Origin of the sequence: Pedobacter psychrodurus (assembly GCF_004331735.1) — a bacterium.
GTDB lineage: Bacteria > Bacteroidota > Bacteroidia > Sphingobacteriales > Sphingobacteriaceae > Pedobacter > Pedobacter psychrodurus.
In genome coordinates, this window is record NZ_SJSO01000004.1 from 1 (window position 1) to 22,064 (window position 22,064).

A 22,064-nucleotide genomic window follows, 5' to 3' on the forward strand; every position below is an offset into this window, starting at 1 on the left:
AGGGTTTGATCAACTATTACGGAAAATTCCATAGCTCAAAGTTGAAAGGCTTTCTGCGTGGGGTTAATGCAAAGTTGGCTAACTGGGCAATCAGGAAATACAAAGGGTTGAGAGTCAGCGTGACCAGTGCGATGAAATGGCTAAAGCGTTTATATAAACGAAAACCAAAACTCTTTGCACACTGGACATTTGGCTCAAAACCTACTATGGAATTACGATAATAAGAGCCGTATGATGGGAGACCATCACGTACGGTTCTGTGAGAATCTCAGGTTGAGATACCTGGGTTTACTTGATAACTATTGAGCTATTATTAAAAATCCCCGATTTGAAATAGACCGTCCACAAAAGTTTGGACAAACGTAACAATTAACTATTTAGGCTGTGAGCTCGGTATTCCACCGGGCTCATTCCTTTTAGATTCAACCCGATTTTATCATTATTGTAGTAATTGATGTAACTTGTCAATGTCATTCCATAACTCTTCCACTGTTGTCCGGTTAAAGTCTAAAATAATGACAAAATCTTTAAAATTAAGCTGAAAAAGCGGTTTTTGTTCCGCTTCTAAAAGGCAAGCCCCCTGTTTTTCCAATTTTAAAAATTCTTATCTAAATCCGGCTGTCCGGTAAAAAACTACTCATTTGTTGAAGTTCTAATCATTTAAACCATTTATGGCTCAAATATCCAGCAAAATATCCTCTTAGTATATAAATATTGCAGCCATTTGCGGTTAGGCTGTCCGCTAAAAATTCATACAAAAAAGTTTACCGGACAACAGTGTAACTCTTCTACGAATAAGTATTTTTTGAGATAAAAATACCTCATACTTCAGCGTACCAAAAAAGTTTTCTATTATAACATTATCAAGGCAGTTTCCCTTTCTCGACATGCTTTGAATAATTCTATTCTTGCGCAGAATACCTTGGTAACTTTTCATCCTATATTGTATTGCCATCCCTGATCCGAATGTAATATTGGTTTGGAACTCTTTGCATCTTTTTCAGTGCATACCAAGCATATCGGTAATATGCCCGAAATTCGGCACCAGAGATAGTGAATAGCTTATAATATCCCAATTGAATAAATCTATTACGTGAGAGAGAGATACAGTTTTTTGCCCGCTACACTGAATTTAGTGACATCGGTAGCCCATTTTTCAAACGGCCTATTTGCATTAAACTGCCTTTTAGTATATTAGGTGTATTCTTCTCTTCTTCTCCTTTGTAAACTATGTATTTCTTAAGCTTGACGACCATCTCGCCAGTCAGTCTCAGGACAGTTTTGTGATTGATGGCATGCCCTTATTTTTTTAGTTGAAATAGCATTCTCCTATAGCCGTATCTACATCTATCCTTATGCTGTTTGGCAAGTGCAATGATGCGTGTCCCAATCACTTCGTACTTATCAATCACCTTATTACGCTTCATATAGTAATAAAACGAGCTTCATGCCATATTGGGTACCATCAAAAGCATTGACAGATCAAACACCTCCTAAAGTGTCTAACTTTTTGGGGCACTGCAGAGGCTTAAGGTGACATCTTAATATATATCTGTGATCATTCCTTTTTTATAATTAAAGGTATATCCAGGAGCTGGATTCCAATTATCAAATGCATACCAACCGTTATAAGAACCATTCCATCCCCAGTTCATTGATAAATGACCATAACCTACCTGAAAAATGTACATCCATGGGCTTGCACCTGGTTCTGGTCTTGGGTCATTTGTTAACATACATTCAAACATATAGGTGTCTTTATACCCATCACATACCCATGCATGCCCTTCTTCGTAACTATTAAAAATCCACCATTTACCTTGTTTTCCACCTGTTAAAATAACCGGTCTTCCTAGGTTTAAATCGAATTTAACTTTACTATAGTTGTAGTTTGCAGCGGTACTTTGGCCATATCCGAAGGTTTGTAAACCCATTATCGCCTCCCCGTCTGTAGCACCTGAACCATCGCAGCCATAGTCCATAGAGCAAGCTTGACCGACCAGTGACATTAGGTATTGGACATCCGCATTGCCATAGTTGTTACTCATCCCAGCCCAATTAAAATTAAACATAGATGGTTTTGCGTGGTATCTCAAGATTTGAGCAATGGCAGTTGCATAACAACCTGTCGGAGCACGACCATTTGAGTAGTTAGAACAACCCATATGCGGACAAAGATCGTTATAACCGGTACCCTGACCCCATTGCGTTTGCAATAATGGTCCAACTTGGGCTACTATCATAGACAGCTGGTTCCCTTCTTCAAACCGATCACAAGGGAAGTTCCATAAATCCACGGACGATAACTCATTGTTTCGTCCGTTAAGACTTAGTTTTTTTTGATTCGAAACTATTGGAGCTTTCTCTAAAAGATTTTTCCAACTCTTTTTGATAGTTTCAGTCGGCTTTAGATTTTTCTTTCTAATTTCTGTGATACCATCATTAGTTTGCTGAAGCCATGCAACCAAACCAGGTGGATAATTTATTTTTTCACTTACTTCAAAGTTTCCTTTGTCTGCATATGCCAGTATCGGAATTGCACGTTTATCAGCCGAAACAATCGCAAAACCGCCGTCATCATAATTTAATATATAAAAGCTAGGTTCAGATTTATTTGGGTCGATTGTAAATGCTTGTTTAATAATTTTGGCCTTTGCCGACACCTTTGTGTTTTTAGATGCCATTATTTTTGCCTTCGATGTATTGAATGATTCTTGAATAGCAATGGATTTTGCTGTTGAAAGATCTACAAAATTTGAATCTTTGAGTATCTTGTCTGTTATTTCTAAGTTGTTTTTTTCTTTTGCACATCCGAACAGAAATACAAGAAGAACGAGAGTGGTTAATTGTTTTTTCATCATTTAATTATATTAATTATTTTATTTGAAGAATTCGTATCTGTCCACACCACCACGTCATTATAAGTTACACTAACGGTTAGGGCACTATTGCGATTTGGATGTAAATATTTATAAACAATTTTATCTTCGGTATTATTATTGAACCTTAAAATTACCGTTGCCTCATCCGTATCAAGGAAAGGAAATGGATATACCTTTAACATTTTTTCATTTAACGGGCCAGGTATTAATTCAAATCCTTTCTCACTTCCGGTTGTTTTGTTAGGACGAACTTCCTGCCCGTTAACATTATATATTACTGCCAAGTTCTCTATATAAGCTTCGGAAAGAAGAGGACTGCCGATGGCATTGGAATATGTAAAATAAACAGATAAATCAAGTACAGGACTGTTTTTCCCACCTTGTTTTTTACATGAAATTATATTCATCAATCCCATAGCCATTATGATGTGACAAGAAAATAAGATATATTTCATATGGGCTTTCACATTTTAAAAAATTAAAAGATTTTTATTTTGAATTATAACGAGAGTATTTTAGCGCAAAAGAGAAACTTATGCGTTCACGATTAAGTTGAATTGGGAAAGAGAGATTTAATTTCATAAGAGATGTTTTTAGTTTTCGATTACATAAAAGTATTATATTATTTAATATAAAATGACAATAAAATGTAACAAAACTAATGATAATAAAGTAGCTAATTCTTTACAACTAAGCATACAGATTCTTCAGTTGATGACTACATTGCCCGATATTTCTAGGGAATATTAAGATTAATCAATGAAAAGTGCCGCTACTTGTGATAAATTGAATATTTTTTTGATAATATAAAAACAGCAAAATTCTAAAATATTGGATGCAGCTTTGGAAAACTCAAGAATAATATTTAGCCTTTTTTAAAGGCGAAGAAAATTAGCGAATTTTGCTCTATATATTAGAAATTTGTATTCTTGTATTGATTTCAGACTCCAATTTCAATGAAATTATTTTCCAATTGATACCATAGTTATATTGAATCTCCGTTGACTTGCGAGATTTGTAACAAATCAGTACCGCTTTACAATCTTGGTATCGATGATTTAAATGCTCGAGTTTAGTGGGATAAACCTTAAAATAGTACTGTATTAGCGTTTAAATTACGCGACTCTTGTTTATATTAAAAAAACCTGTTAGATTAATTTCTGACAGGTTTTTTTTATATCTGTTCAACTCTTTCTATTTGTCATTCTGAATGCAATAAAAAATCTTTAAAAGAAGGGGAATGAAATGGGATTGGAGCTGAGTCTGAAGTTAACAAGCCTGATACCAATACGATCAAATAGATTGCTTCGCCCGATGAAAAATCGGTCTCGCAAAGGACAACAGGACTAATGCACTAATGACAAATAAACCAATGAACCGCTTTATGCAAAAAACATATAACTAAGCGCAATCGCTGTACAAACCCCAACCAAATCGGCTAGTAACATCGAACCGATGGCATAACGTGTATTTTTTATTCCAACAGAACCAAAGTAAACCGCTACTACATAAAAAGTGGTATCAGAAGCACCTTGAAAAACGCCTGATAGCTTACTGGCAAATGAATCTGGTCCGCTAGAAATCATGGTGCTTACCATCATTCCGCGAGCAGCACCACCACTTAAAGGCCTGATTAAAGCTGTTGGCAAAGCGTCTACAAATTTAGTGTCGGCTCCAATAAACACAAACATGTTTTTAATACCGCTCATTATTACATCAAAAGTTCCGCTGGTTCTTAACATGCTTACGGCAACTAAAATTCCAACTAAATAAGGGACAATTTTCAATGCAGTTTCAAATCCACCTTTGGCCCCATCGATAAACGCATCAAAAACATCTATTTTTTTATATAATGCACCCAATACAATCAATAAAAAGATCAATAAAATTATTCCGCCGCTTAATAAGCCTGAAAATGATTTTATACTTTCTGCATTTAACTTGCTTACATACCAAACCAGTAAGCCAACTACTGCCGAGATACTTAATACCCAGGTAATGATAACGGGTTGAAGTAAGTTTATCTTTTGTTTAAAGGATACGATGAGCATGGCGGCCATGGTACCAACAAAAGTTACGATTAGGCACGGAATAAAAATATCGGTTGGGTCTTGCGCATTTTGGGTTGACCTAATGGCGATTACACTAACCGGAATTAAACATAAACCTGCGGCGTGTAAACATAAAAACATAATCTGTGAATTACTGGCCACATCCTTATTTGGATTGAGCTCTTGCAAACTTTCCATAGCCTTTATGCCAAAAGGGGTAGCTGCATTATCTAAACCTAACAAATTGGCTGAAAAATTCATGATCATGTGCCCCATAGATGGGTGCCCTTTTGGAATTTCGGGAAAGAGTTTCGAAAAGAAAGGACCAATAATTCTGGATAATAAACGAATACCGCCTGCTTTTTCGGCAATGCTCATTAAACCCATAAATAAAGCCAGTGTTCCAATTAATTTAATGCAAAGGTCAACCGCGATCCAGCAAGTTTCGATAATGCCATCTAATTTTAAAGGATTTAAGGGATCGGATGATTTTCCGATTACCATCCAGTTAAAAATATCGCTATGTCCGAAAAAGAAACATTTAATACTTGCTACAACAATAGCCACGATAATAAATGCTGACCAAATTCTACTTAATGCCATTAGGGTTGTTTAGTTTTATTTGAAAAGGTTAAAATACTTCTTTTAGTCGAAAGTTCATAGAAGAGATTTTGGAGTTGGGAGTTCAGAGTTACTGGCGATCGCTCTATTTATGGTCGAATAATAGCAATGAATTTATAGTATTTATCCAATGAAAAATCCATGATACAAAGCTTTTGATATGCTTGTATCATGGATTTAGATTCTTAGTTGCCAGCATTGGATTGTCGTTTTCTGAATTAAGCACGCTAAACTCCCAACGCTAAACTCCAAACTCAGCTAAGGCTTATCATCTGTTAATTCAAAACCCCAGGTTTTTCCTTTTTCAGTAGCAGGAATCCCACTTGTCATCCAAGCTGGAGCCTTTGCGCCTTTTAAATAATAATCAAAAAATTGTTGTTCGCGGATTTGAATATCCTTACGATTCTGGCGTTGAACTAAGTTATGCGCTTCACCATTATAGTTAAGCATCCAAACTGGTTTACCTAATCGACGTAAACCGGTAAACATTTCTATTCCCTGATACCAAGGCACAGCACCGTCTGCATCGTTAGCCATTACCACAACTGGTGTATTTACTTTCGGGAACATAAATAAGGGTGAATTCTCGATATATAATTCTGGTTTTTCCCAAAGTGTTGCACCAATACGGCTTTGTGTTTTTTCATACTGGAACTGACGGTTCATACCGGTTTCCCAGCGGATACCACCATAAGCAGAAGTCATATTGGCTACAGGTGCACCAGCCCATGCTGCAGCATACATGTTATTTTGGGTAATTAAATAAGCTACTTGGTAACCGCCCCAACTTTGACCCTGGATACCAATTTTACTACCATCTACCCAGCTGTTTTTCTTTAAGCTTTCTACGCCAGAATTGATGAACTCTACAGCAGATTTACCTGGGTGACCAGTTTCGTAGCTAATATCTGGTGCAAAAACCAGATATCCATTACTCACGAAATAAGATATATTTAAGCGTGACGGCGTAGGTGCCGGCGCTTGATAAGTGTATAAACCATCGGTTAGTTTTTCGTAGAAATAGGCGATCATCGGATATTTTTTATTTGGATCGAAGTTTTCTGGTTTGTACAGAATACCTTCAGCTTTATAGCCTTTTGGCGTGGTCCATTTAACCAGCTCAGCCGTACCCCAATTGTAGTTTTTTTGTTGAGGATTGGTATTGCTTAATTTGGTTTCAGTTTTTAAATCTGTAGTGATATAAACATTTGGCGATTCTACATAATTGGCTTTATCGTAAATGTAAACATCAGCATCTTTAGCTTTTACCAGGTTTGAATATTTAAACTTAGCCATTACTACCAATTCTGGTGCTTTAGCTGAACTTACGTTGGTGCGGTAAAAACCGTTTTCTTTAGTTAAATTGTTAAAACCATCTAACCAAACTGTTTCGTTCGGTTTTACAAATTTGCTATCGGCATTGCGCTCAAATCTGTTGTCCTGTTGTACTCTTTCGTAACGGAAGGTAATGTTATTTGCTCTTCCAAAACCAGCGGTAATATTTTTTGGTGCCGATTTTCCGTCTGGTGAGAACGACCAGATATCATATTTATCGTTAATTAGAACAGCTTTATCACCTTCAGTCCAGGTAGCTAAGCCATAAGCAGAAGGTAAGTCTGGTACATCATTCTCTTCATCAACAAATTTTTCGCTTAAACCTGCTGTTAAAACGGTAACCTTTGCAGTAGCTACATGGTAAGTATTCCAACTGCCTGATTTTCGATCAAAGTATAAAACATAATTCCCTGCTGGTGAAGCTATTGCATAACCATTGAGGTTTTCTATAATTTTCTTTTTCTGGCCATTTTTAGTATCAACCAAATAGTAATCTTTTGAAGTTGAGCCGCTCCATTGTGATTCTATCCTGCGACCGTAATCAGTAGAAGCCAAAACCTGCCCGGCATCACCTTCAGCAATGATGTTTGCATCAGGCAATTTTAAGTCTGCTAAAGGAATTACTTTTGGATCACTGCTATAAACGTCAATCACCGATAAATAACTTTTCTTACTGTCTCTTTCTGCGTTTTTAAGCTGCATAGGCTGTAAATAGTCGTCTTTGTAATTCCAAACATCAACTTTAGCCACTTCGAAATCTACAATAGTTGTGTCTTTTGGTTTTTTGATAGGAGAGATGCCAAAAAATAATTTCTTGCCATCTTTACTAAAAGTTATTTTACCATCGCCATTAACCGACCATTTTGCGGGCAGCCCAGGCATATCAAAATCAACCAGTATTTGTGCTGTATCGAGCGTTAAGGAGTTGTAATAAATATTGTAATCTTTTATTTCCTGTTTCTCCGGACTTTGTTCGCCCACAAAGGCCACATGTTCGCTTTCCTCATCAAAAGTGAAGTTTTTGAAACTTCCTTTTCCCTTAATCAGGGTTTTAAGTGCGCCTTTTTCTGTATTTAACAAGAATATACCTTGTGGAGCAGTTTTGTCCTTTTTAGATCCGCTACAGGCAAAAACTAACTGTTTGCCATCTTTACTAAAGTAATAATCGGTAACAAATTTATAGGTTTTATCTGTGCCTGTTAAAAGGTTTTTTACCACTAAATCAGTTCCCTCTTCGGTTTTACCTTTACCTGCAGGTTCATCATCGGCAAAATCTGTTTCACCATCTTTTTTATCGGTTGGTTTTACTGTTTTCTTTGCGGTATCTGGTTTTTCAGTTAAATAGGCCATTACACTTGCACCTTCTTCAGGAAATTTGAAAGATTTTACTCTTGCCACTTTTGTAACAGCACTGGTAGTGAGGTTAGCAATACCTAAAGAGTCTTTTGGCAATTCATCAGGCTTTCTCTTTTTAATTTTAGCCTGACGTAAATCTTTATTTAAGGGACGGATGTTAAAAGCCGCGAATTTAGAATCGTTACTAAACTGCGAGTTCATTCCTCTTGGTATATTGATCTTCGCATTGGTTTTAATATTGGTAAGGTACAATTGTACATCTCCTTCTTGCTGTAAGATGCTGTACATAGCCCATTGGCCATTATTTGATAATTGCTTTGTTCCTACTGATTCCCAATTATCATATACCGAATGATCTAAAGGTTTCTTTTGTGCGTAGGCAAAGCTGACAACGAAAAACAGAATAATAGTTAGTCTCTTTTGCATTTTTAGAAATTATTAATTTGTTGGTTGAGATTTAATCTTCTAAAATTGGAATTTTTTAGCTTATTAAGAAACTTGTATGTCAAATATTACAATTAAAAGCATTTAGTTGGAAAGTATGAGGTCGGAGGCCCAATTTACGCCATGCGCTTAGCGCTCCGCTCCAAACAAAAAACCTCGATCACTTTTAAGCGATCGAGGTTCTCGTTATAGTTGAGCAGCTAATTATTTTTTAGCTTGTTGTTGCTGACGCATATAATCATCTAAACGCTGTTGGAATTTAGATTTTTTCTTTTTCTCATCAGCTGGTCTGGCTTTGTTCTGTTGAATCAAAGCGTGGATCTTATCATCATCAACCATTTTACGAATTAAGAACTGCTGTCCGAAAGTCATTAAGTTGGCTAAGAAATAATAATAGTTTAATCCGGCAGGGTAGCTGTTTAATACACCTAAGAAAATAACGGGCATAATGTAACCGATGTATTTCATTTGGCCTGTTGCTCCAGAAACCTGATTGTTAAAATAAGTCATAATCAATGTAGAGATGGTCATCAATACACACATTAAACTTAAGTGATCGCCAATGAAAGGGATTTTTACACCAAATTTGATAAACTCATCATAAGTTGATAAATCTTTCATCCACAAAAAACTCTCACCACGTAACTCAAACAAGTTAGGGAAGAAGAAGAAAAAGGCCATTACCAAAGGCAATTGTAATACCATCGGCAAACATCCGCCCAGAGGATTAACACCGGCTTTCTTATATAGTTTTAAATATTCCTGTTGAACCAATGTTGGATTATCTTCACCTACCTTAGCTTTAATTTCGTCCATTTCTGGCTTCAATACCCTCATCTTCGCCATTGACAGGTACGACTTGTAAGTAAGCGGTGATAAAGCAACTTTTAGTAAAATGGTTAATACCAAAATAATTAAGCCGAAGTTCCAATTAAAGTTATTTAGAAAATTAAATACAGGTAGTACAATGAAACGGTTAATGTATTTTAAAGGCCAGTAACCCATATCAACCTGTTGCTCTAAATCATAACCTTGTGCTTTTAAAGCAGAGAATTTGTTGGTTCCGAAATAGAATTCCATTTCATAAACCTGATTAGCGGTATGTGCATATGGCAACTGCATATTGGCATCATAAAACTTCACCAAGCCTGGAGATGTTGGGATTTTAACTTCTAAACTTCCTTTTTCGAAAGCCTGTTTCGAGATTAAAGAAGCTGAGAAAAAGTGTTGTTTGAAAGAGAACCATTGGATTTTACCTTTCGATAAATCTTCTTTCTCATCTTTCGAAACACTGAGGTGATCTACATCGCCATCTAAATATTTGTAGTATGGCGCAGAATAACGGTGCTCACTTTCGAGCGATTTTTCTTGCTGTAATAAAGTAGTTTGCCAGTTTAATCCAATGTTATTGCCTGCAATTACTTGTTGTAAGCCAACCAGGTTAATGTTGAAACCAACTTTATTGCTCAGTGCTTTTAAATCGTAAACATATTCTACGTATGCATTAGCACCATAATTGGCACGCATGGTAACGGTATTTCCGGTTTTTGTTGGTGTAAAGTATAAATCGTTGGTATTAATTACTTTACCAGCAGCATTAAGGTTTAAGCCAAATTTATTCTGATTTCCATCAAATAAAATTAGGGGCTTACCGGTAAAGGTTTTCTGACCTTTAATTTTAACCGAGGTAATTTTACCACCTTTATTGCTTAAAGTGATTAATAAATTCTCGTTTTCTAAAATAGTATTAGCTTCTGTGCCATTTATAGCAGTACCAAAAGGGCCTTTTAGGGCTAAAGAATCTACAACTGGGTTAGCAATGGCAGCTGTTTTAGTGGTGTCTTTTTGAATTGGACTAACGCCAATCTGTTTTAGTGAATCTGCTCTTTTAGTAGAGTCGATTCTTACTTGTTCTCTTTTTACTTCAGCTTCATTTGGCTTCAAAAAGTAGAATGATCCTGCCAAAATGATCATGATCAGGAACAGTCCTGTAAAGGTATTTCTATCCATTATTTATGTATGTACTGCTTTTAATTCGTTTTCTTTTTCGCAAACTCCATCGCAGCGGCGACAAATTTAACAAAAAGTGGGTGAGGATTAGCAACTGTTGATTTTAATTCTGGGTGAAACTGTCCACCAACGAAAAATGGATGATTTTTAAGCTCCACAATTTCAACTAAATTGGTCTGTGGGTTCATACCCGACGCAATCATTCCTGCATCTTCATACTGCTTTAAATATTCATTGTTAAATTCGTAGCGGTGACGGTGGCGCTCATTGATGTGAGATTTCCCATAAATAGAAAAAGCTTTTGTTCCTTTTTTAATATCGCAAGGATAAGAGCCTAAACGCATGGTTCCACCTTTATTTGTTATTTTTTTCTGCTCTTCCATCATGTTAATTACCGGATTTGCAGAATTTTCTTCAATTTCTGTAGTATGTGCATCTTTTAAGCCTAAAACATTACGTCCAAACTCAATAACGGCACATTGCATACCCAGGCAGATTCCGAAGAAAGGAATATTGTTCTCACGAACGTATTTGATGGCATCAATTTTACCTTCAATACCACGACTACCAAAACCTGGCGCTACCAATACACCTTGTAAATGGCCCAGTTTATCTTTTACGTTATCTGGGAAAAGACCTTCAGAGTGGATGTATTCTACCTTTACCTTACATTCATTTTTCGAACCTGCGTGTACAAAAGATTCGATAATTGATTTATAGGCATCAGGTAATTCTACATATTTACCAATCAAGCCTATTTTAACTTCGGCAGTTGGGTTTTTTAAACGGCCAAGGAAATCTTTCCAGCTTTCCATATCCGGATCATTCTTGGTTGGCAGTTTTAATTTCGATAAAACAGTTTTATCCAATTGTTCTTTTAACATCAACAATGGCACATCATAAATTGTAGATGCATCCATCGATTCGACTACCGCATTGATGTTAACGTTACAAAATAAAGCAATTTTTTTTCTGATCTCAGGGCTAATGTGGTGCTCGGTTCTGCAAACCAATATATCTGGCTGTATTCCGTATTCCAATAAAGCTTTAACAGAGTGTTGTGTTGGCTTGGTTTTTAACTCGCCGGCAGCAGCCAAATAAGGCACCAAAGTTAAGTGGATAACAATCGCATTGGTGCTGCCTTCTTCCCATTTAAACTGACGAACAGCCTCAATAAATGGTAACGATTCGATATCACCAACAGTTCCGCCAAGTTCAGTAATGATAATATCATAATCACCACTATCGCCTAAAATGCGCATGTTGCGTTTAATCTCGTCGGTAATGTGAGGAACAACCTGAACTGTTTTGCCCAGATACTCGCCTTTACGCTCTTTGTTAATTACATTCTGGTAAATACGGCCTGTGGTAATGTTGTTTGCCTGTGAGGTTGGAACGTTAAGGAAACGTTCATAATGACCAAGATCCAGGTCGGTTTCAGCACCATCTTCAGTAACAAAGCATTCGCCATGTTCGTATGGATTTAAAGTTCCCGGATCGATATTAATGTACGGATCGAATTTTTGAATGGTTACACGGTAGCCACGTGCCTGTAAAAGTTTAGCTAAAGATGCGGAAATGATGCCCTTACCTAAAGAGGAAGTAACACCGCCCGTAACAAAAATATACTTTGTCATGATTGATAATTTGTGAAATTAACCAGGTGTTTTAAGCCTGTTTAATTGTTTTTGTACGGGATACAAAGGTACAAAAAATTATCACTCGATTAGGTTTTGCTTGAATATTTTTTAATGATATTATGTCTCTGATATTGACTGGTTTAGGTAATACGCCTGTTAAAGTATCAGCGTATAAAGTTCTTTTTTGATATCATCTATCTTTCTTGGGTTCTTTTTATCATCGTAACGGGTATAGAGGTCGATCATTTTTTTGAAATCTTTTTCGGTATCCGTTCTTTTCCCTTTTGCAGGAGGAGCAATGTTAAAGATGGGAACGTTTTTCGCTTCAACCTTGATGGCAAACCAGGTGGTATTGTACCGTGGTATGGCCAGCCCCAATATCATTCCAGGTAAGCCCGTAAATCCCTCGGGGCCGCCTTTTAATAAAATTTCCTCGCTATAGAAAGCCACTACAGTAACAGAATCGTTTATTACTGCTATTGCTTTACGGCATTCGTAACCTGCAATTTGGCGTACATCATGCATGATTTTCCAATTGAGATGGGGAATAGTGTCTTTTAAAATAAAATCTTCGCCGCTTATTGGTTTTCTTATTACCCTTGCTTTTTTGCTAAAGTCGGTATACAGCTCATTCGTATTCTCGCCAGCAATAAAAAAGAAATTATTGTCATTTAAGGTTTCTTTCGGTTTAATCTTATAAATGGAGCTACTGTCGTTAAAACTATAATCCCAATTGGAAGTCCTGTATTTGCTCATTTTATCCCTGGCGTCGTCAGATATCCAGGTGTTTGATGCTAATTGCTGTTTTTGATTGATTTTTTTCTCGAAAGTTATTTTAGCACTTTTGATGAAAACAGTTTGTGCAATCACTCCTGTTACTGCAAAAAACAAGATTATGGTTAGTCCTAAATTCTTCATCTTCAATTATTTTTTGTCTTGTTTAATAAAGTTTCCGGTTAAATTATAGGTGATACCAATTAGGACGTACCTCGGAATAAAACTGTTGGTGTATTCACTGATGTTATTGCCTCCAACGTAACGGTTATAGCCAATTTTTTCTGCCAGAATATCAGAAATAGATACTTTTAATTCCAGTTCTTGCGCTTTAAGCATCTTCTTTGATAAATAAGCATTCCATAGCGCAATATTTACCGGTGTGCTGAACGAAGAGTTTGCAGGCTGATAAGATAAGGATATGGAGGTGTTAAATTCGGTATTATACGGTAGTTCAATGTTACCCGAAATATCATGGTTGTGGCTAAAGTTTTTACCATTATTTATAGAACCGATTGATGAACGGCTGTTCGAAAATATAAATGAAGGGTTATACTGCACCTGGACTTTATCACCATAATAACTAAATCGGGGACGTAAATTAAGGCTATTGTTCACGTTTTCATTCAGTTTGTTATTTAAAATGGAAACCGAGTTCGAATGGTTATAACTGGCATTTAAACCTATATTGAAATTAATCTTACTAAAACTTTTATTAAAGCTTGCACCCCCGTAAAAATTGTTATTGCCATTTAAATTGATATAACTGCTCACGGTTTTGTTCACGTCATCAATCGTTCTCGAGCTCACAACAGCATTTTTGGTAAAGCTATAGCCACCATACACATATGCATACATCTGCGATTTTTGTTGGTAAGTGTTAAAATTAAAGCCAATATTATTATTGAATGATGGTTTTAAGTTTGGATTACCTTTAATTTCGTAAAGGGGATTATTTACCTGTATGATGGGTTGTAATTGATCCAGACTTGGCTGCCTGGTACTGCCGTTGTAATTTAACGATACACTAGTACTTTTACCAAGTTTATAGTTAAAGTTACTCTGTGGCGCCCAGTTTAAATAGTTTCGGTTAAATTCGTTGTTCCGGTCCAGATCATTCAGCTCGAATGTAGTTTCAGTAGCTTCTGCACCACCAGATAGGGTGAATTTCTTTGATCTGTATTGCAGCACAATTTTACCGATGTTCGAAAAATTATTGAAATCGAAATTGTTGCTCAGCGAATCGATTCGTTTATTATTTAATGATTTATCGAACACTAATTTATGGCTATTTGATGTTACAGTTTTAAAGCTGTAGGCTGTTTGTAATGAAAATTGCTTGCCCAATGGTTCTGTATACGATATTCTGGTACCCAGAGAGCTTTCACTACCCGAATTATCGTTCAGGAAGTCTTGGTTAATAGTTCTATTGATTGCTCCATTCCCATCATAATAATTGGTAACACTTAAGCTGGTGCCCAAACTGGTGCTGTTTTTGGTTTCAGGCTGTACATCGATGGAAAGCGTTCTTCCTTTTTTTACAAACTTTTTGGAGTAATTGATATTGCCGTTAAACAGGTCGTTTTCGCCATTGCTATCATTAAACTGGTCACTATTGTTTACAAATATCCCTGCGTCATTTTTAGTTTCGTTAGTACTCGTATATAGGTTGCTGCTTTTGCGTTTACTGCCTGCAAATGAAATTTTTAAAGTTGATAGCGAATCTAATTTAATATCAACACTTCCTTTTAAACTTTGTCCGGTGTTTCTGTTTTCACTATTTGAGCTGCCCTCACTAAAGAAGTTTGTTCCGTTAGGCAATAGCGACTGGTTTTTAGATGTTGTTCTGTCCAATATGTTTCTATCACTGCCTTTATAATTGAGCTTCAAACCAACTTTGTTTTCATTCCATTTGTCAGAAAAATGCGCACCATATCCTGTTACATCAGGCAGACCACTTGATGGTGAAAAATCATCTTCATCGTTGTTGCCATAACTGATCATTACGGTACTGCCATCATCACCAACTTCAATCACATCATAATCATTGCCTTTTAGCTTGCTCATGGCAGCACTTGCCTTCGAATCTTGATTGGTATTGGAGTTAGAACCAAAAACGGCGGCTTTTAATTTGTTTTTATAAATGCCTGCCATACCACCTATGTTTTTATAGTGCTTTAGGTCGCTATTGGCATCCAGGGTACTGAGATACCCATTTTTGGCGTTTTCCTTGAGTTTGATGTTCATCACTTTCTCTTTGGCATCGCCCTCTTTTATACCGGATAATTCTTCCTCCTTGGTTTTTTTGTCGTAAACCTGAACTTCGCTAACCGCATTGGCTTTCAGGTATTTCTGGGCCAGAAGTGGATCATCACCAAAAAATTCTTCGCCATCAACCAAAAGCGTATTTACATCTTTTCCACCTGCTTTTATGGCGCCATCTTTGTCAACCTCAATTCCAGGTAAGCGCCTTAATAAATCCTGTAGATTAGCGTGTGGTTTTACTGCAAAGCTATCTGCCTGGTAGGTTATGGTATCGCCCTTCATACTAATGGCCTGCTTTTGTGCCTTAATTACCACTTCATTTAAAAGCGTTGCTTTGCTATCCATCGCGATATTACCCAGGTTAAATTTTGATGAATCAGACAATTGGATGTCTCTTATATAATCGGCCATCTTAGGAAAGGTGACCACCAGGGTATAATTTCCTTTTTTTAAATTAGAAAACACAAATTCACCGTTAGCCTTGGTCCGTGCATCTTTAACTAAAATGGAATCTTTGCTTCTTATCAGCAGGATAGAGCTGTTCTGTAATTTTGTTTTTTCAACGGTATCAACCACAACACCTTTTATGCTTGCGTTTTGCGCTTGGGCTGAAAAAAATAATAACGAAAAAAGAAGAACTGAGAGGAGTTGCTTGAGCATTTATGTTGTTGAAAAAGCGTTAAATAATTTGTGTCTGGTTAAGCGCTCTAAAATACAACTATTTATTTAGTTTAAAAATAAATATTAAAATATTTTTTTTGATAACGAGAAGAGGGGAGAGCTTAGCGCTGAGGAGAATGGCATTTTATTTTCCTGCTGCAAAAATTAGTTTTTTGATAAGTACTAGCTGTCCAAGATGGTAGTAACTATGTTCTATTACACCTTCTACATTACGTAGATAGGTGCCGTATTTTTCATCAATAAATACCTGATCTAATTTTTCGTCACGCATTTGGGCTACTTCATTGGCGAAAGATGCCGAATTTACCAAAAACTCTTCCACCAGCTTTTTCCAATCTGTTTCTGATTGTATCGGTGGCAGGTCGAAACTATACTGATCCTTAATTTCTAGCAGCCCCCCTTTAAATACGTTTAAAAGGCCAGCCAAGTAATAATTGATATGATAGGTTAAAGCTGCAATTGTATTTAAATCTGCTATTTGGTGTACGGCCTGTTGCCAGGTAATGCTCAATAATTGTTCCTTGTAGTTGGTATTGGCAATCCAATATCCGTTTAATAAAACCTCCCTTAGTCGGTTTGCAATAAATTCAGATCTTTTCATTTCTAAATTTTTGTGTCTGTTTTCCCCGTTAGCAGCAGTTGTAGTAAATCTTCACTTTCTGTTCTTTTTCACTCCAGGCAATGTAAATGTTGTTTTCTTTTCCTAAACGATACTTAAATCCATTTAAGCCCGATTTCTTTAATTCTTCGTAAAGTGCTTTATCAGGGGTATAATTATCGGCCTTATCTTCGGGCATTACCGCTGGTTCCAGAAAGTTATCATCGCTAAAAAAATCATCAGCAATGGTTTTTAAGAAAATAATCTGATCTTTTTCTTTTGATAAGTCAACATTTGGATCGGTACTGCCCAATAATTCAGTTCCTTTGACTTTGGTGTTGTAAATTTCTTTTCCATCAGCATTTTTAATGGTGAAGTTCAATACCATTTCTTCGGGTTTTCTGCCGGTAAGTTCGATCTTAAAAGTATCCAACCGTTTTAAATCAGAAAAAGATTTGGCAAGGCTTTGGTTAACATTTTTAAACTCAATGGCATTGGTTTCTTTTTTGCCGTTTGAATTGCAGGCAACAAGTGCTAAAAGGCAGATAGCAACGAAGAGCGATATATTTCTCATACTCAAAACTACAAATTTTATCATGCCGTTTAAAATTAAAAGGAATAACCAACTGATAGCCACAATTGAAAGTCAAAATATCCATTTGGTAGTTTGCTGTTTAAATTATTATGAACATTAAAATAGTTCCCATAGCCTAATCCTGTTAATCCTTCTAAGAGAAAATGTTTCTTTGGGATAAATGATACCCCAAAAGTTCCACCATAACGTAAAGAACTTGCCTTAAAATCTCGATCATGGCCCCAACTAAAAAAGCCCGTATTATCTACTGAGCTGTGTGAGACCACTGTTTTATTTAGATTTCCGAAATAAGCACCGTAGAAAGCGTTAGCTTCTCTATTTTTAATTGCCCTGATGTATTTCTTTGCACGCAGTAAAAAACCATCGTAATGGTAATAATCGCGGTAACCGAAATTTTTAATTTCTCCCGAGGTATAGGCAAACTCTAAACCATAAAGATCAGAAAAGGTCTTTTCTACAGATAGGGTAGGTCTTTTAGCAACCAAATTTAAAAGATTTGTTTTCACAATTAAGCCAGCCGGTTTTTGCGCAAAAATGGCAGAGTTACATAATAAGAAAATAAATAGGAGCGTTTTCTTTTTCATAGATAAACGAAAATACTAAAATATCGGCTTCAAGCAATTAATGCTATGGCATATTGTAATTTAGTATTTATAGTTGCGTAAACCAGCCATAAATCTTTACCCTAAACTGGGTTTCCAAAAAGTGGCTGGCGAACCAAGGCCTTATACAGGTTGCAATATCCAGATGGAACTAGTGATTAGATAGGTTAGGGAGTGTTTATGGTTTAGGGAGTAGCACTAACCGCTAACCCCTAAACTTATAACCAATTATTCTAGTTTCAATGCTTTAAGTAATTTGTTCAGCTTTAATAAATCCTCGGGCGTATCAATAGCAACAGTTTCCAGATCGGTAACCTTAGTTTGGATATAAAATCCGTTTTCAATCCAGCGAAGCTGCTCTAGGCTTTCGGCAATTTCTAAAGAAGATGGTGGTAATTTGGTAATGGCTTTTAAAGATTCTGTACGGTAACCATAAATCCCGATGTGCTTGTAAAACTGATGCTTCTCTGCCCATACGCCCGGTTCGCCATTTCTGAGAAAAGGAATCGGACTACGGCTAAAATACATGGCTCGGCCATTTACATCGATTACCACTTTAGGACTATTCGGATTGTACACACTTTCCTGACTCTGGATCGATTTAATTAGCGTAGCTAACTGTACTTTCTCTTCAGTAAAGCAGCTTGCCAATAATTCAATCTGTGCAGGCTCAATAAAAGGTTCATCACCCTGGATGTTGATCACAATATCGTAGCCAGGTAAAGTTTCAATTACTTCAGCGCATCTATCGGTTCCACTTTGGTGATTAGTTGAGGTAAAGATAAATTCTCCACCAAACCTTTTCACTTCATCAGCAATCCGTACATCATCGGTGGCAATAACTACTTTCGATAAACTTTCGGCTTTCGATGCTTGCTCGTAAACCCTTTGGATCATGGTTTTTCCGGCAATATCTACTAAAGGCTTTCCCGGAAAACGGGTAGAGGCATATCGTGCAGGAATAATTCCGATAATTTTTGGATTTCCTAATGTGGAGCTTAAATTTCTATCACTCATATATTCTTTCGATAGAATTGATAAAAAACAAATATGAAGATCAATGCGATGATAATATAAGATATCGGATGTGCAAAATTGAATGTCCAACCAAGCAATTTTATACGCTTCGGAACAATTAATCTCGAGTCTTTTTTATTGAAATAAAAAGTACCCCATTTCCAGTTCTCTGCAGTATCATGCTCGAAATCTTTTCCCATATTTATCGCATTTATAGTTAAATAATGTATTCCACCTATAACTCCCCTTTAGGGGCTGGGGACTAAAATAAACCGTTAATCTCCGCTTCTATAGATTGGATTACCGTACCTAAATCTTCTGGATTGTTGGTGAAATCTAATTTATCTTTATCTAAAATCAATAATTTACCCAGGTTATAACCTTTAATCCAGGCTTCGTATTTTTCGTTCAGTTTAGAAAGGTAGTCAATGCGGATACCTGCTTCGTACTCACGGCCACGACGCTGGATATTATTAACCAGTGTAGGTACCGATGCACGCAGGTAAACCAATAAATCAGGTGGTTTAATAAAAGAGGTAATATTATCAAAAATGGCCCGGTAATTATCATGATCGCGGGTGGTCATTAAAGCCATATCGTGCAGGTTTTCGGCAAAAATATGTGCATCCTCGTAAATTGTTCTATCCTGGATAACGTTACGTTTATTTACCTCAATATCGGTAATTTGCTGAAAACGACTATTAAGGAAATAAATCTGAAGGTTAAAGCTCCATCGTTTCATGTCGCTGTAAAAATCCTCCAGATAGGGGTTATTGTCCACAGCCTCGTATAAAGCTTCCCATCCATAATTCTTGGCCAACAAGCCTGTTAAGGTAGTTTTACCGGCACCTATATTTCCTACAATTGCTATGTGCATATTTTCTTGCGTTTTGCGGTGAGCGTTTTGCGTCAGGCGATTATAGCGCCAACCGCCATCCGCTTACCACAATATTAATTAAAAACTTTTAAACCCGATTAAACTGCGAACCTCTCTGATGGTTTTTTGTGCGCTTTCACGGGCTTTTAATGCGCCATGTTTAGCAACCTGCCTTAAATAAGAATCATCTTTAGCGATATCCTGAATACGCTCACGCATTGGTGCGGTAGCGATAATCATATCTTCTGCCAGTTGTTTTTTAAAATCGCCGTAACGGATCTGCATTTTGTTGTACAAATCTTCAAAATGAGCATGAGTATCAGCACTCGAAACCACTTTCATTAAATCGAAAAGATTCTGTATAGGCTCAGGTTTTGGTTGGTTTTCTTCTGTCGGACCACCGTCACTAACCGCTCTCATTACTTTTTTGCGGATGGTTTCAGGATCATCAGATAGATAGACTGCATTCGCTTCACCTTCTGATTTACCCATTTTGCCTTTACCATCTAAACCAGGTACTTTAACCAATTTATCAGAGTAGCTAAAAGCGTAAGGTTCAGGGAAATATTCTGTATTGTATAACCTGTTGAAACGGTTTCCGAAAGTACGGGCCATTTCCAAATGTTGCTCCTGATCTTTTCCAACAGGTACTTTTGTAGCCTTATGGATTAAAATATCGGCTGCCATTAATACCGGGTAGGTTAATAAACCTGCATTTACGTTATCAGGGTTGGCACGTACTTTATCTTTAAAAGAAGTACTGCGCTCCAATTCACCCATATAAGCGTTCATATTTAGATATAGATATAACTCCGCAATTTCGGGAACATCGCTTTGTATATAAATGGTGCTATTTTCTGGATCAATCCCACTAGCCAGATATTCAACCAAAACATGTTTAATATTTCCATGTAAATCGGCTGGAGTAGGGTGTGTAGTTAAAGAGTGTAAATCGGCGATAAAAAAGTAGCAATTATAGTCGTTCTGCATTTGAACGAAGTTTTTAACTGCACCATAATAATTACCCAAATGTAATTTTCCTGTTGAGCGAATGCCGCTCACCACTGTTTCTTTCATAATGGCACGAAATTAAAAATAAAATACAAGCAAATCATAAATCGCTTCAATTTTAATGGTAAGATTTTTTTGAGCAGTCGTCATCTCAACTGGAGTGGGTATATCGCGATCGTCATCTCTCGCTATTTCTTCGTCATTGCGAGGAGGAACGACGAAGCAATCTTTTCATGGCGCTTGGTATCTCACCGACCACAAGGATATTACCCATAATTTGGAAATCAAAGTCAGTATTTCATCGGAAACTTTAGCCCTTCTTTCCGTTACAAGTCCTCTCCCGATGAAAAATCGGGATGTGGGCTTTACACTTCAATAAGGTTTATAAACAGCGGTTTTGCAAGAATGAATTGTTTTAAATACAATCGTCATCTCGACCGTAGTGTTCCGAAGGAACTCCTTTGGAGGAGAGATCTTTAGACCGGCAGGGCGCCAGTGATTGGTGTTCTACGATCATATTCTTGGCCCAATGCAATCAGTTGTTTTAAATATCAAACTATTTTATATTTTTGATCATCTATGATTCACTTTCTAAGACAAGTACACCGGGTATGTTTTTTATTCTGGATACTGTTTTTTTTCGCGCTGTTCTATCCTTTATATTACATTACTTCTCGTAATGAGAAATATTATAACATCCTCAATTTTTTCAGAAAAGCCAATAGTTTTTTGTGCAGCTCGTTTTCAGGTGTTTTTTTTCGTTATCAATATGAAGAAAAGCTAAATTCAAAACAAACTTATATCTATTGTGCCAACCATACATCTAATCTGGATATCATGATTTTCTGCATCATGGGGCATGGTAAATTCCACTTTATGGGAAAGGATGAATTGTTGAATAATCCAGTATTGGGCATTTTTTTTAAAACCATCGATATTTCTGTAAACCGTGACAGTAAGATTTCGGCTTTTAAAGCATTTAAAAAAGCTGGCGAGAACCTAGAAAAGGGAATGAGCCTGGTTATTTTTCCTGAGGGTAAAATTGATGACCATTACCCACCAAAGTTAGGCGAGTTTAAAAATGGTCCGTTCCGTTTGGCTATTGATAAAAATATAGCCCTGGTGCCTGTTAGTATTACCGATGTTTGGAAAATTAATTGGGATGACGGAGCAAAGTATGGAAGTAAGCCAGGAATTTGCGATATTTACGTCCACAAACCCATAAATACATCAACTTTGGCCGATGTTGATTCTGATGTATTGAAAGAAAAGGTTTACAGATTGATTGATAGTAAGTTAGTATAA

Annotated in this window: 18 protein-coding genes and 2 pseudogenes; 2 read left to right on the forward strand and 18 right to left on the reverse strand. The window is 36.6% G+C overall.

Features of this window, described 5'->3' with window-relative positions; all coding sequences use genetic code 11:
• Positions 1–221, forward strand: a pseudogene (locus EZ456_RS25275) (hypothetical protein); the annotation flags it as partial.
• 148 nt (positions 222–369) lie between these two features.
• Here the strand turns inward: EZ456_RS25275 and EZ456_RS25790 are convergent.
• The 18 genes and pseudogenes from EZ456_RS25790 to trpS form a co-directional block, all read right to left on the reverse strand.
• Entirely contained in the window at positions 370–474 is a 105-nt protein-coding gene (locus EZ456_RS25790) for an IS3 family transposase (RefSeq protein ID WP_131528020.1), read from the reverse strand.
• Positions 440–592: a hypothetical protein gene (locus tag EZ456_RS25050; protein WP_165501254.1), complete on the reverse strand. Its 153-nt coding sequence runs from the start codon at positions 590–592 to the stop codon at positions 440–442. The genes EZ456_RS25790 and EZ456_RS25050 overlap by 35 nt, the downstream gene beginning before the upstream one ends.
• Before the next feature lie 222 nt (positions 593–814).
• A pseudogene (locus EZ456_RS25855) lies at positions 815–978 on the reverse strand (IS3 family transposase); the annotation flags it as partial.
• A gap of 563 nt (positions 979–1,541) precedes the next feature.
• On the reverse strand, positions 1,542–2,858 hold the full coding sequence (locus EZ456_RS05245) for a C10 family peptidase (RefSeq protein ID WP_205945032.1): 1,317 nt from the start codon (positions 2,856–2,858) through the stop codon (positions 1,542–1,544).
• Complete coding sequence (locus EZ456_RS05250) at positions 2,858–3,337, reverse strand: hypothetical protein (protein WP_131528024.1); 480 nt, start codon at positions 3,335–3,337, stop codon at positions 2,858–2,860. Before EZ456_RS05250 ends, EZ456_RS05245 begins: the two co-directional genes overlap by 1 nt.
• Before the next feature lie 927 nt (positions 3,338–4,264).
• Positions 4,265–5,536 (reverse strand): nucleoside recognition domain-containing protein, encoded by a 1,272-nt coding sequence (locus tag EZ456_RS05255; RefSeq protein ID WP_131528026.1) that lies wholly within the window; start codon positions 5,534–5,536, stop codon positions 4,265–4,267.
• 276 nt (positions 5,537–5,812) lie between these two features.
• Positions 5,813–8,671: a S9 family peptidase gene (locus EZ456_RS05260; protein WP_131528029.1), complete on the reverse strand. Its 2,859-nt coding sequence runs from the start codon at positions 8,669–8,671 to the stop codon at positions 5,813–5,815.
• Positions 8,672–8,893: 222 nt separating this feature from the next.
• Complete coding sequence (yidC, locus tag EZ456_RS05265) at positions 8,894–10,699, reverse strand: membrane protein insertase YidC (protein WP_131528031.1); 1,806 nt, start codon at positions 10,697–10,699, stop codon at positions 8,894–8,896.
• Positions 10,700–10,719: 20 nt separating this feature from the next.
• Positions 10,720–12,336, reverse strand: a complete 1,617-nt coding sequence (locus tag EZ456_RS05270; protein WP_131528033.1) for a CTP synthase — start codon at positions 12,334–12,336, stop codon at positions 10,720–10,722.
• Positions 12,337–12,495: 159 nt separating this feature from the next.
• On the reverse strand, positions 12,496–13,257 hold the full coding sequence (locus EZ456_RS05275) for a GLPGLI family protein (protein WP_131528035.1): 762 nt from the start codon (positions 13,255–13,257) through the stop codon (positions 12,496–12,498).
• Between the two features lie 6 nt (positions 13,258–13,263).
• Entirely contained in the window at positions 13,264–16,038 is a 2,775-nt protein-coding gene (locus tag EZ456_RS05280) for an outer membrane beta-barrel protein (RefSeq protein WP_131528037.1), read from the reverse strand.
• A gap of 145 nt (positions 16,039–16,183) precedes the next feature.
• Entirely contained in the window at positions 16,184–16,660 is a 477-nt protein-coding gene (locus tag EZ456_RS05285; protein WP_131528039.1) for a DinB family protein, read from the reverse strand.
• A 28-nt stretch (positions 16,661–16,688) separates the two neighbouring features.
• Positions 16,689–17,255 (reverse strand): hypothetical protein, encoded by a 567-nt coding sequence (locus EZ456_RS05290; RefSeq protein ID WP_131528042.1) that lies wholly within the window; start codon positions 17,253–17,255, stop codon positions 16,689–16,691.
• Positions 17,256–17,266: 11 nt separating this feature from the next.
• On the reverse strand, positions 17,267–17,836 hold the full coding sequence (locus tag EZ456_RS05295) for a hypothetical protein (RefSeq protein ID WP_131528044.1): 570 nt from the start codon (positions 17,834–17,836) through the stop codon (positions 17,267–17,269).
• 246 nt (positions 17,837–18,082) lie between these two features.
• Positions 18,083–18,871 carry a 3-deoxy-manno-octulosonate cytidylyltransferase gene (gene kdsB, locus EZ456_RS05305; RefSeq protein ID WP_131528046.1) on the reverse strand — a complete coding sequence of 263 codons (789 nt, stop codon included), beginning with the start codon at positions 18,869–18,871 and terminating at the stop codon, positions 18,083–18,085.
• On the reverse strand, positions 18,868–19,071 hold the full coding sequence (locus tag EZ456_RS25510) for a DUF5808 domain-containing protein (RefSeq protein WP_131528048.1): 204 nt from the start codon (positions 19,069–19,071) through the stop codon (positions 18,868–18,870). The genes kdsB and EZ456_RS25510 overlap by 4 nt, the downstream gene beginning before the upstream one ends.
• Before the next feature lie 62 nt (positions 19,072–19,133).
• Entirely contained in the window at positions 19,134–19,748 is a 615-nt protein-coding gene (locus EZ456_RS05315) for a deoxynucleoside kinase (protein WP_025144984.1), read from the reverse strand.
• A gap of 78 nt (positions 19,749–19,826) precedes the next feature.
• Complete coding sequence (gene trpS, locus EZ456_RS05320; RefSeq protein ID WP_131528050.1) at positions 19,827–20,825, reverse strand: tryptophan--tRNA ligase; 999 nt, start codon at positions 20,823–20,825, stop codon at positions 19,827–19,829.
• Positions 20,826–21,338: 513 nt separating this feature from the next.
• On the opposite strand from trpS, the gene EZ456_RS05325 reads away from it, so the two are divergent.
• Positions 21,339–22,064 (forward strand): lysophospholipid acyltransferase family protein, encoded by a 726-nt coding sequence (locus EZ456_RS05325; RefSeq protein ID WP_131528052.1) that lies wholly within the window; start codon positions 21,339–21,341, stop codon positions 22,062–22,064.